At 57.1% G+C, this 13,596-nt stretch carries 14 protein-coding genes; 7 read left to right on the forward strand and 7 right to left on the reverse strand.

The window, feature by feature from the left end; all coding sequences use genetic code 11:
* Positions 1-78: 78 nt before the first annotated feature.
* Positions 79-777: a 2OG-Fe(II) oxygenase gene (locus FHW16_RS11320; RefSeq protein WP_246711717.1), complete on the reverse strand. Its 699-nt coding sequence runs from the start codon at positions 775-777 to the stop codon at positions 79-81.
* A gap of 233 nt (positions 778-1,010) precedes the next feature.
* Between FHW16_RS11320 and FHW16_RS11325 the strand changes: the two genes are divergently transcribed.
* From FHW16_RS11325 to FHW16_RS11345, 5 genes are all read left to right on the forward strand, one after another.
* A complete protein-coding gene (locus tag FHW16_RS11325; RefSeq protein WP_182549292.1) occupies positions 1,011-1,427 on the forward strand; it encodes a hypothetical protein in 417 nt (138 codons plus the stop codon).
* Positions 1,428-1,536: 109 nt separating this feature from the next.
* Positions 1,537-4,071 carry a protein translocase subunit SecD gene (gene secD / locus FHW16_RS11330; RefSeq protein WP_182549293.1) on the forward strand — a complete coding sequence of 845 codons (2,535 nt, stop codon included), beginning with the start codon at positions 1,537-1,539 and terminating at the stop codon, positions 4,069-4,071.
* Positions 4,072-4,257: 186 nt separating this feature from the next.
* Positions 4,258-6,015, forward strand: a complete 1,758-nt coding sequence (gene ybaL, locus FHW16_RS11335) for a YbaL family putative K(+) efflux transporter (protein WP_182549294.1) — start codon at positions 4,258-4,260, stop codon at positions 6,013-6,015.
* A gap of 77 nt (positions 6,016-6,092) precedes the next feature.
* Positions 6,093-7,043 (forward strand): lysylphosphatidylglycerol synthase domain-containing protein, encoded by a 951-nt coding sequence (locus FHW16_RS11340; protein WP_182549295.1) that lies wholly within the window; start codon positions 6,093-6,095, stop codon positions 7,041-7,043.
* 148 nt (positions 7,044-7,191) lie between these two features.
* On the forward strand, positions 7,192-7,755 hold the full coding sequence (locus tag FHW16_RS11345) for an alpha/beta fold hydrolase (protein WP_182549506.1): 564 nt from the start codon (positions 7,192-7,194) through the stop codon (positions 7,753-7,755).
* A gap of 15 nt (positions 7,756-7,770) precedes the next feature.
* Here the strand turns inward: FHW16_RS11345 and cysW are convergent, their stop codons facing one another.
* The 4 genes from cysW to FHW16_RS11365 form a co-directional block, all read right to left on the reverse strand.
* Entirely contained in the window at positions 7,771-8,598 is an 828-nt protein-coding gene (gene cysW, locus FHW16_RS11350) for a sulfate ABC transporter permease subunit CysW (RefSeq protein WP_432652025.1), read from the reverse strand.
* Between the two features lie 19 nt (positions 8,599-8,617).
* Positions 8,618-9,460 carry a sulfate ABC transporter permease subunit CysT gene (cysT, locus tag FHW16_RS11355; protein ID WP_182549297.1) on the reverse strand — a complete coding sequence of 281 codons (843 nt, stop codon included), beginning with the start codon at positions 9,458-9,460 and terminating at the stop codon, positions 8,618-8,620.
* A gap of 101 nt (positions 9,461-9,561) precedes the next feature.
* Positions 9,562-10,566 (reverse strand): sulfate ABC transporter substrate-binding protein, encoded by a 1,005-nt coding sequence (locus FHW16_RS11360; RefSeq protein ID WP_182549298.1) that lies wholly within the window; start codon positions 10,564-10,566, stop codon positions 9,562-9,564.
* 276 nt (positions 10,567-10,842) lie between these two features.
* Positions 10,843-11,034 (reverse strand): hypothetical protein, encoded by a 192-nt coding sequence (locus FHW16_RS11365; RefSeq protein WP_182549519.1) that lies wholly within the window; start codon positions 11,032-11,034, stop codon positions 10,843-10,845.
* A gap of 304 nt (positions 11,035-11,338) precedes the next feature.
* Between FHW16_RS11365 and FHW16_RS11370 the strand changes: the two genes are divergently transcribed.
* Positions 11,339-11,788: an RrF2 family transcriptional regulator gene (locus FHW16_RS11370; RefSeq protein ID WP_182549299.1), complete on the forward strand. Its 450-nt coding sequence runs from the start codon at positions 11,339-11,341 to the stop codon at positions 11,786-11,788.
* Between the two features lie 232 nt (positions 11,789-12,020).
* Positions 12,021-12,620 (forward strand): class I SAM-dependent methyltransferase, encoded by a 600-nt coding sequence (locus FHW16_RS11375; protein ID WP_182549300.1) that lies wholly within the window; start codon positions 12,021-12,023, stop codon positions 12,618-12,620.
* Here FHW16_RS11375 and FHW16_RS11380 read toward each other — a convergent pair whose 3' ends face one another.
* Together FHW16_RS11380 and thiS are read right to left on the reverse strand one after the other, a co-directional pair.
* The gene (locus FHW16_RS11380) at positions 12,621-13,394 is read right to left on the reverse strand and encodes a thiazole synthase (RefSeq protein ID WP_182549301.1); all 774 of its coding nucleotides are present in this window, start codon (positions 13,392-13,394) and stop codon (positions 12,621-12,623) included.
* A 3-nt stretch (positions 13,395-13,397) separates the two neighbouring features.
* A complete protein-coding gene (gene thiS, locus FHW16_RS11385; RefSeq protein WP_182549302.1) occupies positions 13,398-13,595 on the reverse strand; it encodes a sulfur carrier protein ThiS in 198 nt (65 codons plus the stop codon).
* Position 13,596: the final 1 nt, after the last annotated feature.

Below are 13,596 nucleotides of genomic sequence, written 5' to 3' on the forward strand. Positions count from 1 at the left end.
ATTGCAATGCTTCCGATTAGCTTTACAGCACCACTCTCCCTCATGGTGAGCTTGTCGAACCACGAACAATGCACGTACTTACTTCGAATCGTGAAAGATGATCCCGAGCGTGTTGCGTTTGCCGCTACGCACGCGGCTCACACCATGGCGCATGTTGACCCGGTAATAGCCGCGCGATCCCTTGACGGGGCGCTGGCTGACCGGAAAGACCACACCATCACCCTGCCGAAGCGGCACGACTTCCGCTCGGGATTGCATGCGCGGACGCTGTTCGGTCAGGACAAATTCGCCGCCGGTGAAATCCGTTCCGGGCTCTTTCAGCAGAAACGCCACCTGCAACGGGAACACGTGAACGCCGTAAATATCCTGATGCAGGCAGTTGTAGTCCCCCGCGCCATATTCCAGCAGCAGCGGCGTTGGCCGGTCCTGTCCGGCGGCATGGCAACGCTCGATGAATGCTTGGTGTGCATCCGGATAACGGATGTCGATGCCCATCTGCTCGTTCCAGCGGTTGGCTATGCCGGCCAGCGGCGGGTATAGCGCTTCACGCAACCCATGGACTACTTCCGGTAGCGGATAGGAGAAGTATTTGTACTCGCCCTGCCCGAAGCCATGCCGTGCCATGACGATGCGCTTGCGAAAAATCGTATCATCCGGATAGCTGCCAGCCAGTGTCTCACATTCCGACTGCGACAGAACATTGCGCAGGATCGTGCAGCCGCAGGCATCCATCTCCGTTTCCGCAGCGGTCCAGTCTACTGAGTTCAGTTCGGGCATTGCAGCTTCCTCGATCATCAAAAGTTCCGAGCAATCGAGCGCAATTCCACCACAACTGCCACCCGATTCCTGCACAGGGCGTGTTGAAAGGCCCAGCGCTTCACAAAAAGGACGGTTTTTTTGTCCACGAGGCCAGTCACACGACGATTTTAAGTGACTCAGCTTGCCGGACTTCATAAATAGAGTCGCAACGGGGTCTGACAGACCGCGACAGAGAACTGTTGGAAACGCATATGGGCTTGAACAGAAATGGCAAATCAGAAAGGCGTGGGTCCGCTCCGCTGCTGATTTCTATATTCTGGCTTATTGCCACTTTGGGCGCCGTTTATATCGCCGCTCCGGAAGCGGATTTGCGCAACAATCGTGCCAGCGCACCAGTTCGCGATGATGCTCGTGTCGCGCACGAAAATGACAATCGCTCCACGCCCGTGCAGAATTCCATGCGCATTGCCGCGCTGGAAGCCCTGCATCTGAAAATGAAGGGCGGTCTGCGCGCGGATGCGAGCTCGCACGACGGCATTTTGCCGGATGGCAAGGCCCTGTTTCTGGTTGGCGGAACGCTGACCTCATCTTCTGAACCCGGATCGAGCCTCGCGCTCGACCGAATCGGCGTTTTCAGCGCCCGGGCACCACCCGCCACGCTTGCCTGAGGCAGTCCGTTGCCTGGCAACGGTCTCAACGCAACACAATCGGCAGCCGCCTGGACCAGATGTGATCATCTCTCGGCAGCAGCGCCGCAATTCATAACGGAACACTGATATGCGCACTTCGAAATGGGTTCTGGGAACCTATATTTTCATCATTATTGCGGGCATTATCCTCGCACTCCCCAATATTTTCACCAAAGCACAGCTTGATGCCTTGCCAAACTGGCTGCCCAAGAAGCAGATCTCGCTTGGTCTCGATCTTCGTGGCGGTTCCTATCTCGTTCTCGAAGTAGACGCAGCAGCGCTCAAAAAAGACCGCATCCGCGCCATGCTGGATGATGCGCGCAACAAGTTGCGCACTGAACGCATTCAGGCACAGTCGGTCCGTATTGCCGGTGATTCCGTGATCGTCACGATTGCCGATCAGGCCCAGCGTGACCGTGCGGTGACCGTTTTGAAGGAACTGACAGCGCAGGTCGCGCAGGTCGGCTTTGCTGCTCCGGTCAGCGATATCGACATCACTTCGGCCGACAACACGATCCGCCTTACCCTGACGGATGCGGGCATGAAGGACAGGCTCGATAACGCCCTGCAGCAGAGTCTTGAAATCGTCCGGCGGCGCGTCGATCAGGTCGGCGTGGCCGAACCGTCCATCCAGCGTGTCGGTTCGGATCGTATCGTCGTCCAGCTTCCGGGTCTGCAGGATCCATCCCAGTTGCGCGCACTGCTCGGCAGCACGGCCAAGATGACATTCCACATGGTCGCCGATCGCAATTTCGGTGACACGCCGCCTCCCGGCGTTTCCATCCTGCCGGATGCAAAAAATCCCGGTGAGACCTATCCCGTCGAGGACCGTGTTGCCTTGAGCGGTGAACGTCTCACCGACGCCCGCGCGGCCTTCGATCCGCAGACCAACCAGCCGATCATTTCGTTCCGTTTTGACAATGTCGGTGCCCGTCAGTTTGCCGATATCACCAGCCAGAACGTCGGTCGCCCCTTCGCCATCGTTCTCGACGGCAAGGTCTTGACCGCTCCGGTCATTCAGGTGCCGATCACCGGCGGCTCCGGCCAGATCACCGGTAACTTCACGGTGCAGGATACGGTAACAACGGCGGCCCTGCTGCGTGCCGGTGCCCTGCCCGCTCCGCTGACGGTTATCGAAGAACGCACTGTCGGTCCTGATCTTGGCGGCGACGTCATCAAGATGGGTATTCTGACCGGTCTTGTCGGCTTCGCGCTCGTCGTCGGCTTCATCTTTGTTCTGTATGGCACCTGGGGTTTCATCGCCAATCTGGCTCTGGCTCTCAACGTCATCCTGACATTCGGCGTCCTCAGCCTTATCGGCGCCACCCTCACCCTGCCCGGCATTGCCGCTATTATCCTTGGTATCGGTTTTGCGGTGGATGCGAACATTCTCATCAATGAACGTATCCGGGAAGAAGCCCGCAAGGGCATTGGCGCCATGGCCGCGGTCGACCGCGGTTTCAAGCACGCTTACGCGACCATCGTCGACGCGAACGTAACGCACCTGATTTCCACGCTGCTGCTGTTCCTCTTCGGCACCGGCCCAATCCGCGGTTTCGCGGTCACCATGGTCATCGGCACGCTCATTTCGATGTTCACCGCCGTTACGGTGGTGCGTATCGTCATGACGGCCATCGTTCGTCGCCGCAAGATGAAGACCATCCACATCGAACACGTGGTCAAGCTCGTTCCGGAGACGACAAAGATCTCCTTCATGAACGCGCGTTTCTTCGGTATCGGCGTTTCGATCTTCCTGTCGATTGCCTCGATTATCCTGTTCATCCATCCGGGCCTCAACTACGGCATCGACTTCAAGGGCGGTATTCAGGTTGCGATCACCACATCCAAGCCTGCCGATCTTGCAACCATGCGCAGCTCGCTCGAAGAACTCGGGCTCGGTGAAGTCGTGCTGCAGCAAGCTGGTGGCGACAATCAGGTTCTGATTCGTGTCCAGCGTCAGGATGGAGGCGAAGAAGCCCAGACGGTTGCCGTGACCAAGGTCAAGGCAGCGGTTGAAAAGCTCGATGCCGGTGTGAAGATCGAAAGCTCGGAAGTCGTCGGACCAAAGGTCAGTCAGGAACTGGCACGGTCAGGCGTTCTGGCGGTTATCCTCGCCAGTATCGCCATGCTGCTCTATATCTGGTGGCGGTTCGAGTGGCACTTTGCCCTCGGTGCAATTGCCACGCTGATCCTCGATACGACCAAGACTGTTGGCTTCTTCGCCCTCATGGGGCTCGACTTCAACCTCACCGCCATTGCGGCGCTGCTGACGATGATCGGTTACTCCGTCAACGACAAGGTGGTGGTCTATGACCGCATGCGCGAGAACTTGCGCATTCACAAGAAGATGCCGCTGCGCGAGATCATTGATATGAGTATCAATCAGACCTTGGCACGTTGTATCTACACCTCCGTCACCATCTTCCTTGCCATGCTCCCCATGGCAATCTGGGGTGGCAAGGCCGTGGAAAACTTTGCACTTCCCATGCTGTTCGGTGTCGTGATCGCCACCAGTTCCTCGATCTTCATTGCAGCACCGATCCTTCTGCTGCTGGGAACCTGGTGGGAAAAGAACCACACGCACCGCATCGGTTCGAGCGAGACACCGGCTGTGAAGAGCTGATCGGTCTCTGATCTGAGCTCTTCAGGCTAAATATCTGCGGCGTATGAAAAAAATTGCATTTCCTACGCCGCAGAATGACAAAAGTTGTTTGCAAGACATCATGCGTACGCAATACTGAAGCAGTCATTAGCTGTTCGCAGTTGACATGATTATTTTTCATCACGACCCAGGGGGAGACACCGACATATGCCTCATGAAACGCCGCTGATTGCGACAATCGTAGTGGGCCTCGTTCTGGCCTTCATATTCGGTGCGATTGCCAACCGTTTGCGCGTTCCTCCCCTTGTCGGATACCTCATCGCCGGCGTTCTCGCCGGCTCCCACACCCCCGGTTTTGTCGCCGATCAGGAACTCGCCGCGGAACTTGCCGAGATCGGCGTTATCCTGCTGATGTTCGGCGTCGGGCTGCATTTCTCGCTGAAAGACCTGCTCTCCGTCCGGGCAATCGCCATTCCCGGTGCGATCGTACAGATCGTCGTTGCAACATTGCTTGGCGCCGGTCTTGCCTGGATACTCGGATGGAACATGCAGGCCGGTTTCGTTTTTGGCCTTGCCCTGTCCGTCGCCAGTACCGTTGTGCTGCTCCGCGCAATGCAGGAACGCCGCCTGATCGAGACCGAGCGTGGCCGCATCGCCGTCGGCTGGCTGATCGTCGAAGACCTGGCCATGGTTCTGGCACTGGTGCTGCTGCCAGCCATTGCCGGTGCCCTCAACGGCAAGAACCCGGTGACCGAGGCCGCGGCCCATGTGGCGAGTGACCCCATTGCCACCTATTTCAATCTCGGCATTGGCGGGATCATTGCTCTCACGCTCGGCAAGGTCGCTGCCTTCGTCGCCGTCATGCTCATTGTCGGCCGCCGCGTCATTCCGTGGACCCTGCATGCCATCGCGCATACCGGATCACGCGAACTTTTCCGGCTTGCCGTGCTCGCCATTGCCCTTGGCGTGGCCTTCGGTGCGTCGAAACTGTTCGGCGTATCGCTGGCACTTGGCGCCTTCTTTGCCGGCATGATCATGAGCGAATCCGAACTCAGCCATCGTGCAGCCGAAGAATCCCTGCCACTGCGCGATGCTTTCGCCGTTCTGTTCTTTGTTTCCGTCGGCATGCTGTTCGACCCGATGACCATCATCAATGATCCGCTGCCTCTGCTGGCGACGCTGGCGATCATCGTGGTCGGTAAATCGCTGGCAGCATTCTTCATTGTTCTGGCGTTCGGCTATCCCACGGGAACGGCCCTGATCATTTCGGCCAGTCTGGCGCAGATCGGCGAATTCTCGTTCATCCTTGCGGAGCTCGGTGTCGGGCTCGGCATGTTGCCCGAGGAAGGACGCGATCTCATTCTCGGCGGTGCCATTCTGTCAATCCTGCTCAATCCGGTTGTGTTTGCAGGCGTGGGATATCTCAAACCCTGGCTGGAAAAGCGCTATGCCTCCACGGCCGAGACAGGTCCGGAAATCGCCGTTGTTGAAGAGCCTGATGTGGAAGAGCTGCATCAGACGACTCTGACGGACCATGCGGTCCTCATCGGCTATGGCCGTGTCGGCAGTCTGGTGGGCGATGCGCTGAAAGAGGTCGGCAAGCCGTTCCTCGTAATTGAAGATGCAGACAAGACTGTTGCAAAACTGCGGGATGATGATGTTGAAACCATCGTCGGCAATGCAGCGAATGGCGATGTTCTGGCAGCCGCCAACCTTGCGGAGGCACGGCAGCTTATCATTGCCATTCCGAATGCCTTTGAAGCGGGGCAGATTGTCGTCAAGGCACGGGCGGCCAACCCGGCGATCAGCATCCTCGCACGGGCGCACTCCGATGCGGAGGTTCAGCATTTGCAGGATCTCGGTGCCGATGCGGTCATCATGGGCGAACGGGAGATCGCCCGTGGTATAGTCGCGCATATTCTCGATCTGGACAAACCTAAGCCGGAGGAACCGTTACCGGCATAACAACAAGAAATGGGGTTCGTGGCGTGCGTTTGGTGGGACTGCGCAGGCCGAGTGAGAATGACGAGACAGGGATAGGTATGAAGTTAAAGGATTATGTATGGCCAGTTGTCGGACTGGCTGCAGTCGGTATTTCCGCATGGCTCCTCTATCGGGAGTTGCGCAGCATTTCGCTGGATGACGTAATCCACAGCCTTTATGCCATTCCGGCCCATCGGTGGGTTTTGGCGGCACTCGGTTCGCTGGTCGCCTATGCGGCACTTGCGGGGTACGACCGCATCGCCCTGTTGCACCTGCGCCGCAAGATTTCCTGGCTGTTCATCACACTCTGCTCGTTCACCACCTACGCTCTATCGCACAATATCGGTGCATCGGTGATATCGGGTGCCGTGGTGCGCTATCGCGCCTATTCCTCACAGGGCATGAGCGCACCCGAGATCGCACTTCTCATTGCCTTCTGTTCCTTCACCTTCATGCTTGGCACGATAACCCTGAGCGCCGTTGTCCTCCTGCTCGAACCGCATATCCTGCAGCGCTTCAACGAGGAAACGCCGCTCTATGTCAGTTACCTCCTCGGCTTCGGCGCTCTCGCGCTGGTCCTGCTCTACGTCTTCGGCAGCTGGCTGCAATTGCGCCCGCTGCGCATCCGCAAATTCACCTTGGAATATCCGAGACTGTCCGTTGTTGCCCAGCAGCTGATTGTCGGACCGGTGGAACTGATCGGTGCTGCAGCCATCATCTACTTCACCCTGCCGGAAGCGGGTAATCCCGGCTTCCTGATCATTCTCGGAATCTTTCTCATCTCATTTTCTGCGGCACTGATTTCCCATGCGCCCGGTGGCCTTGGCGTACTGGAACTGGTTTTCCTCACCGGCCTGCCCGATATGAATCAGGCCGATGTACTGGCGGCGCTCATCATTTTCCGCCTGTTCTACCTGCTGATCCCGTTCGCCCTGTCGCTGCTTGTTGTCCTGTTCTTCGAACGCTCGCAATTGCTGCTGCGCTGGTACAAAAAAGACCCCGAGAGCTAGAGCAATTTCGCGATTTCGGATTTTGGCATTGGAATTTTTTTCCATTCCCAGCACCTTTTAGACCCCCATTCCTTCAACAAATGGAGGCCCGCACCTATTTTCAGGCTCTGACTTCAACATTTCCTCCCGAAACTGGAAGGATGAGTGCCTGATGACAACATTGATTATTCCGGGATATCGCGGCTCTGAAAAAGGCCATTGGCAGCAGCAGTGGCTTGCCGATGACGATGCTGCCCGCCTTGTCGAACAGGAGGACTGGGAGAACCCTGTTCTCTCACAGTGGCTGCACGTGCTTGAAGCTGCGATCTCGGAAACACCCGGCGCCATTCTTGTTGCCCATAGCCTTGGTTGTGTTCTCGTCGCACATCTGGCAAGCCGCCCTTCCGCCGCCCATGTGGCCGGCGCGGTTCTGGTGGCGCCAGCCGATGCCGAGCGCATGGCCGTGCAGGACCCCAAATTCCGCAGCTTTGCCCCCTTGCCGCGCCACGACTTCAGTTTTCCCTCGATCGTCGCCGCCAGCAGGGACGACCCCTACATGTCAATCAACAAGGCGCGGGCACTCGCGGAAACCTGGGGTTCGGGATTTGTTGATATGCGCCATGCCGGGCACATCAATGTCGCCAGCGGTTTTGGCACATGGCCGGAAGGATACATTCTGGCGGACTCGATGCGGCGGCAGAACGAACCTTTTCGCACCAGACGCGCCGCATGAAGCGACGGGTAGGATCTAACCTGCCTGTTTGCGTTCGAGGAAGTACTTCAGCACGAGGGTGACCACCGCAATCAGAGCCAGAGTCGATGCAGCAGCAAAGGCCCCGGTCACATTGTAGTCGTTGAACAGCAATTCGATCTGCAACGGCAGCGTGTTGGTCTGGCCGCGAATGGCGCCTGAGACAACCGATACCGCGCCGAATTCACCCATGACGCGCGCATTGCACAGCACGGCGCCATAAAGCAGCGCCCAGCGGATATTCGGCAGTGTCACATAGAAGAAAGTTTGCAGTCCTGACGCCCCAAGGGTGATGGCCGCTTCCTCGTCCTCACTCCCCTGCGCCTGCATGAGCGGAATGAGTTCCCGCGCCACGAACGGGCTGGTCACAAACAGGCTGACAAGAAAGATCGCCGGCACCGTGAACATGATCTTGATGTCATAGGTTTCCAGCAGCGGACCCAACAGGCCCTGACTGCCATAAAGAAAGAGGTAGGTCACACCCGCGACAATCGGCGAGACTGAGAACGGAATCTCGATGAAGGTGATCAGCAATCCCCGCCCCGGAAAGCGGAACCGCGTCACGAGCCATGCCACGCAGATACCGAAGATCATGTTGATTGGCACCACGACGATTGCCGTCAGCACGGTCAGCCAGATCGCATGCAGCGTGGCCGGCTGGGCGATCTGCGAGAAGTAGACCGCCACACCCTCGCGCAATGCATAGGTAAAGATCACCGCGATCGGCACGCCGATGAACAGCGCAGACAGAGCCATGGCGGCAAGGATCAGCAGCCAATGCGACCAGCGCCCCGGGCGCTGACCATGCCGTCGGGAGGACTGCATCTTCGCGGCGGTGGCGAGATCAGTTGCGGTCTGCATAACGGAGCTGCCAGGCTTGAATGGAGTTGGTGACGAAAAGCATGAGGAAGGCAAGGACCAGCATCACCGTGGCGATCGCCGCTGCTGCCGGATAGTCATATTCATCGAGCCGGATGAAGACGAGCAGGGACATGACCTCGGTTTGGAATGGCAGATTGCCGGAGATGAAGACAATGGCGCCGAATTCTCCCAGACTGCGGGCAAAGGACAGGCTGCAACCGGCAATGAATGCCGGGAAAATCGCTGGCCAAATCACCCTCGCAAAAATCTGCCAGTTCGTCGCCCCAAGCGAGCGCGCCGCTTCCTCGACATCAAGCGCCACATCTTCGAGCACCGGCTGCACGGTACGGACCACGAAGGGAATGCTGGTGAACATCATGGCAATGGCGATACCGAGCGGCGCATAGGCAATCTTCACCCCCAATGGCTCCAGATACCGGCCAAACCAGCCATTAACGGAAAAGACGGTAACCAACGCAAGACCTGCCACCGCAGTCGGCAGGGCAAAGGGCAGATCGACCACCGCATCCAGCAGCCGCCGCCCGGGGAACTCATAACGCACCAGTACCCAAGCGAGCAGCAAGCCGAACAGCGCATTGAACAAAGTTGCCAGCAGCGCGGCGCCGATGGTTATCTTGTAGGTCGCGACGGCTCGCTCGGAAGAGATGATGGTCCAGAAATCCGTCCAGCCGAGATTCACCGATTTGTACAGCATCGCCAGCAGGGGCAAAGCCACGATGATCGTGAAATACAGCAACGTCACGCCAAGGGTCAGGCTGAACCCCGGCAATATTCCGCGCTGGCTGGATTTTGAAAACAACGACATGCTCGGGTTCTAATACGTGCCCACACGAAAGCAAGCAGGGGTTGTAAAGAATGCGGCGGCATAGCCAATGCCATGCCGCCTTCGGGGCGATCAGCCGTTGATCAGCGCTTGGTGAAAACCTTGTCTAGGATACCGCCTTCGCTAAAATGTTCCTTCGACAGCTTGTCCCAGCCGCCGAATACATCTTCCACGGTCAGCAGGCGCGTCTCGGGAAACTGTGCGGCATATTTGGCTTTGACGGTTTCGTCGTGCACGCGATTGAAGTTCTGGGCGAGAATGTCCTGCCCTTCCGGCGTGTAGAGGAACTTCAGATAGCTCTCGGCAATTGCCCGCGATCCGCGCTTGTCGACCACCTTGTCGACAACGGTGACTGGAAACTCCGCGAGCAGGCTGACCGGCGGTACCACCGCCTCGTACTTGTCTTCGCCCAGCTGCTTGCGTGTCCCCAGAACTTCAGCTTCGAACGTGATCAGCACATCGCCGATGCCGCGTTCGGCAAAAGTCGTGGTTGCGGCACGGCCGCCCGTATCGAAGACGGGTACGTTGGCAAACAGCTTCTTGGTGAATTCCTGCGCCTTGGCCTCATCCTTGTTGAACGCTTCAAGCGCATAGGCATAGGCCGCCAGATAGGTGTAGCGCGCATTGCCGGATGTCTTCGGATTGGGAAAAATCACCTTCACATCGTCGCGAACCAGATCATCCCAGTTCTTGATGTGCTTCGGATTTCCGGCGCGAACCAGAAATGCCGGCAGGGAATAATACGGCGACGAATTGTTCGGCAGGCGCGACTGCCAGTTGGCGGGAATGAAGTTTCCCTTGTCATGCAGAACCTGTACGTCGGTGACCTGATTGAAGGTCACAACGTCGGCTTCGAGCCCTTCCAGAATGGACCGTGCCTGCTTCGATGATCCCGCATGCGATTGGCTGACCGTTATGTCCTTGCCCGCCTCTTTCTTGTAAGCTGCGGTGAAGGCTTTGTTGATCTGCTCGTAAAGCTCCCGCGAAATATCATAGGAAACATTGAGGATTTCAGTCGGCTCTGCAGCTTTCACCGGTCCGAGACCCAGCGCCAGTGCAACTGTGGCATAGACGAACAATCTTTTCATTGCATTCTCCCAAGCAGCCGGCACGCTTCGTGCCGCCCTTATTGACCCAGCCCCATCCGACCCAACGATTTCATAGGAGAACGGATATTTTTTCTGAGAATGCCGTCAAATTTCCGGGAGCGAAAGAATTGGAATTCCAACAATTGTCAGCCAATTAAAACTTTATTCCAATAAATATCTGAAATGGAATAATCGCCCTGAATACTGCGGGGCGATTCTGCAATCCGTTTCTACCCCGCCGGAGCACGAGGCAGCATTTTGATGGGAAAGTGGTTCTTACCAGAAGCCGCGATGCTGCCAGCACCAGAGGAAATCTTCCTCCGTCCAGTTGCGGTGGCGTTTGGCGGAAGCTTCGTCGCTGTCCCGCTTCTTGGAATCGCGTGTATCGATATCCAGCGTTTCTGAGGTAAATACCTCGCGCCACAGACGTTCTGCCCGATTAAAGATGCCTGATACTTCACTGTACATTGCGACCTCCAAGGAACAATTGGGTTGCAGAGTGCAGTTGCCTCTAGGGTCAACCGATACTCAATGATGACCGGTTGAAAAAATTTGTCAACAATCACTACCTGTTTAATCGTGTATCGATTTTAACGCTTTCGCAACTTTTCAAGCGCTCAATTCTTAATGAGTTATTATTTTTCAGAGTCTTAACAGCCATTTTTAAGACATTTGTCCGCCATGAAAAAACTCAATTTTTTAACAATTTAGCACTAGAAAATGTCGAGCGAGGGACTATGACTGCATCTCATAGGGTGGTCAGGCAACAATCATGATTTCGCAGAAAGCCAAATATGCTCTTCGGGCGCTTGTCGTTCTTGCTAGAGCCGATGCCGAAAAGGCCCTTTTCATTTCGGATATCGCGGAAGAGCAGAATATTCCAAAGAAGTTCCTGGAACAGATACTTCTTGATCTGAAACATCAGGGCATTGTCATGAGCCGTCGCGGCAAGATGGGTGGCTATCTGCTGCTCAAGCAGGCGGAAGACATTACCTTTGGTGAGGTCCTCAGACTGATCGACGGGCCGATCGCACCTCTGCCTTGTCTCAGCAAGATTGCTTATCGGCGTTGCGAAGATTGTGACAGCGAAGACAATTGCGAAATCCGCCATGTCTTCAGCGAGGTCGCCAACGTCACCCGCGGGGTGCTTGACAAGACCACCATTGCCGACTGCCTTGCCTATGGCGGCGGTGGTAAGCTGACAGCGGCGCTCGACAGTTAGATCTTTGAAGTGGGATTCGCTGATTGCATGGCGTTAGGTGTGTGGTTCGACAAGCTCACCATGAGGGAGATGGAGGATTGCAGGGAACTAATTCTGCAAGATTGCTGATTCTGCAAATTTACTCATGCCGCAATGTTTCCGAGTAGCCTTACAGCACCACTCTCCCTCATGGTGAGCTTGTCGAACCACGAACCACGCAATATGCAGCCCACCACCTGCATCGAGGAACACCATGACCGCCAATGATCCGGAAACACTGGCATTTTATGCTGATGAAGCGGTGCGTTATGCCAACCGGTCGCAGGCGCGCTCGTTTGACCATCTGGATGCCTATCTCGCCCTGCTGTCTCCCGGCTCCCGAATACTGGAACTCGGCTGCGGTGGCGGCGATGACACGACCCACATGCTTGCCCATGGCTTCGATGTGGTGCCGACAGATGGTTCACCGGAAATTGCCGCCGAGGCACAGAAGCGCCTGGGTATTCCGGTCAATGTGCTGCAGTTTCAGGACATTGCGGACGAGAATGCCTATGATGGCGTGTGGGCCAGCGCCTGCCTGCTGCACGTGCCCCGGACCGCCCTGCCCGATATTATCAGCCGCGTTCACCGCGCCCTCAGACCTGGCGGACGGTTCTTTGCGAGTTTCAAGGCGGGAACTGCCGAGGGCCGGGACCGGTTCGGCCGCTATTTCAACTACCCCTCACCCGAATGGCTGCGTGAAACCTACAGGGAAGAACGCTGGCACGATATCGACATAGCAGCGCGGATGGGCGGCGGCTATGACAATGAGCCGACGCAATGGCTCCACGTCATCGCCACCAAACCGCGCTGATCAGCTAAAGACGGCCTTTCCGATCACCGGCGTTGACGGGACCGCCACGTCGCGCGGCTCCAGCATACCCGCATGGCAGGCCATATGCCCGGCATCCACAGCCTTGGCAAAGGCCGCGGCCATGGCAACCGGATCGGCCGCCTTGGCAACCGCGGTGTTGAGCAAAATTGCGTCAAACCCGAGTTCCATCACTGTTGCCGCATGGGAGGGTCTACCCAGGCCTGCATCGACGATCATTGGCACGTCAGGGAAATGGCCGCGCAAAGCGCGTAGGGCGTGGAGATTGAGCGGGCCCAAGGCTGATCCAATCGGAGCGCACCACGGCATCAGCACCTCGCACCCGGCTTCCAGCAGGCGTTCCGCCACGACCAGATCATCCGTCATATATGGAAACACTTTGAAGCCGTCAGTGGTAAGGATGCGCGCCGCGTCAACCAGCGCAAACACATCCGGCTGCAGCGTATCGTGATTGCCGATGACTTCGAGCTTGATCCAGTCGGTGGCAAAAATATCCCGTGCCATCTGCGCGGTCAGCACAGCTTCCTTGACCGTGTGGCAGCCGGCCGTATTCGGCAGAACGTGCACGCCAAGCGACTGGATCAGTGACCAGAACTTGTCGCCGGATTTCCCACCAGCCATTTCCCGCCGTAGGGACACCGTGACGATTTTGGTTTCCGATGCTTTTACGGCGTCCATCAGGATCGCCGGAGACGGATATTGCGCTGTACCGAGCAGAAGCCGCGAGGACAATTCGGTGCCATACAATGTCAGCATGGCTCAGCCCCCCTGCCGGGGTGTGAGGATTTCCACCCTGTCACCTTCGTTCAGCGTGAACGTCGCACGCGCTGACGCCCGCACCAGTTCGCCGTTGAGCGCTGTCGCCAGCCAGTCGCCCTCATATTCCAGTTCGCCGAGCAAATCGCTCAACGTCTTCGAAGCAACCTCGTGCGGTTCTCCATTGACGATAAGTTTCATG

The organism is Phyllobacterium myrsinacearum (assembly GCF_014138285.1).
Taxonomy (GTDB): Bacteria; Pseudomonadota; Alphaproteobacteria; order Rhizobiales; family Rhizobiaceae; genus Phyllobacterium; species Phyllobacterium myrsinacearum_A.

Coding starts and splice junctions, on each gene's coding strand:
- FHW16_RS11320 (WP_246711717.1), bottom strand. CDS start 777: ATGCCCGAACTGAACTCAGTAGACTGGACCGCTGCGGAAACGGAGATG.
- FHW16_RS11370 (WP_182549299.1), top strand. CDS start 11,339: ATGATTTCGCAGAAAGCCAAATATGCTCTTCGGGCGCTTGTCGTTCTT.
- FHW16_RS11380 (WP_182549301.1), bottom strand. CDS start 13,394: ATGCTGACATTGTATGGCACCGAATTGTCCTCGCGGCTTCTGCTCGGT.
- cysT (WP_182549297.1), bottom strand. CDS start 9,460: ATGTCGTTGTTTTCAAAATCCAGCCAGCGCGGAATATTGCCGGGGTTC.
- cysW (WP_432652025.1), bottom strand. CDS start 8,598: ATGCAGTCCTCCCGACGGCATGGTCAGCGCCCGGGGCGCTGGTCGCAT.
- FHW16_RS11365 (WP_182549519.1), bottom strand. CDS start 11,034: ATGTACAGTGAAGTATCAGGCATCTTTAATCGGGCAGAACGTCTGTGG.
- FHW16_RS11375 (WP_182549300.1), top strand. CDS start 12,021: ATGACCGCCAATGATCCGGAAACACTGGCATTTTATGCTGATGAAGCG.
- ybaL (WP_182549294.1), top strand. CDS start 4,258: ATGCCTCATGAAACGCCGCTGATTGCGACAATCGTAGTGGGCCTCGTT.
- thiS (WP_182549302.1), bottom strand. CDS start 13,595: ATGAAACTTATCGTCAATGGAGAACCGCACGAGGTTGCTTCGAAGACG.
- FHW16_RS11360 (WP_182549298.1), bottom strand. CDS start 10,566: ATGAAAAGATTGTTCGTCTATGCCACAGTTGCACTGGCGCTGGGTCTC.
- secD (WP_182549293.1), top strand. CDS start 1,537: ATGCGCACTTCGAAATGGGTTCTGGGAACCTATATTTTCATCATTATT.
- FHW16_RS11325 (WP_182549292.1), top strand. CDS start 1,011: ATGGGCTTGAACAGAAATGGCAAATCAGAAAGGCGTGGGTCCGCTCCG.
- FHW16_RS11340 (WP_182549295.1), top strand. CDS start 6,093: ATGAAGTTAAAGGATTATGTATGGCCAGTTGTCGGACTGGCTGCAGTC.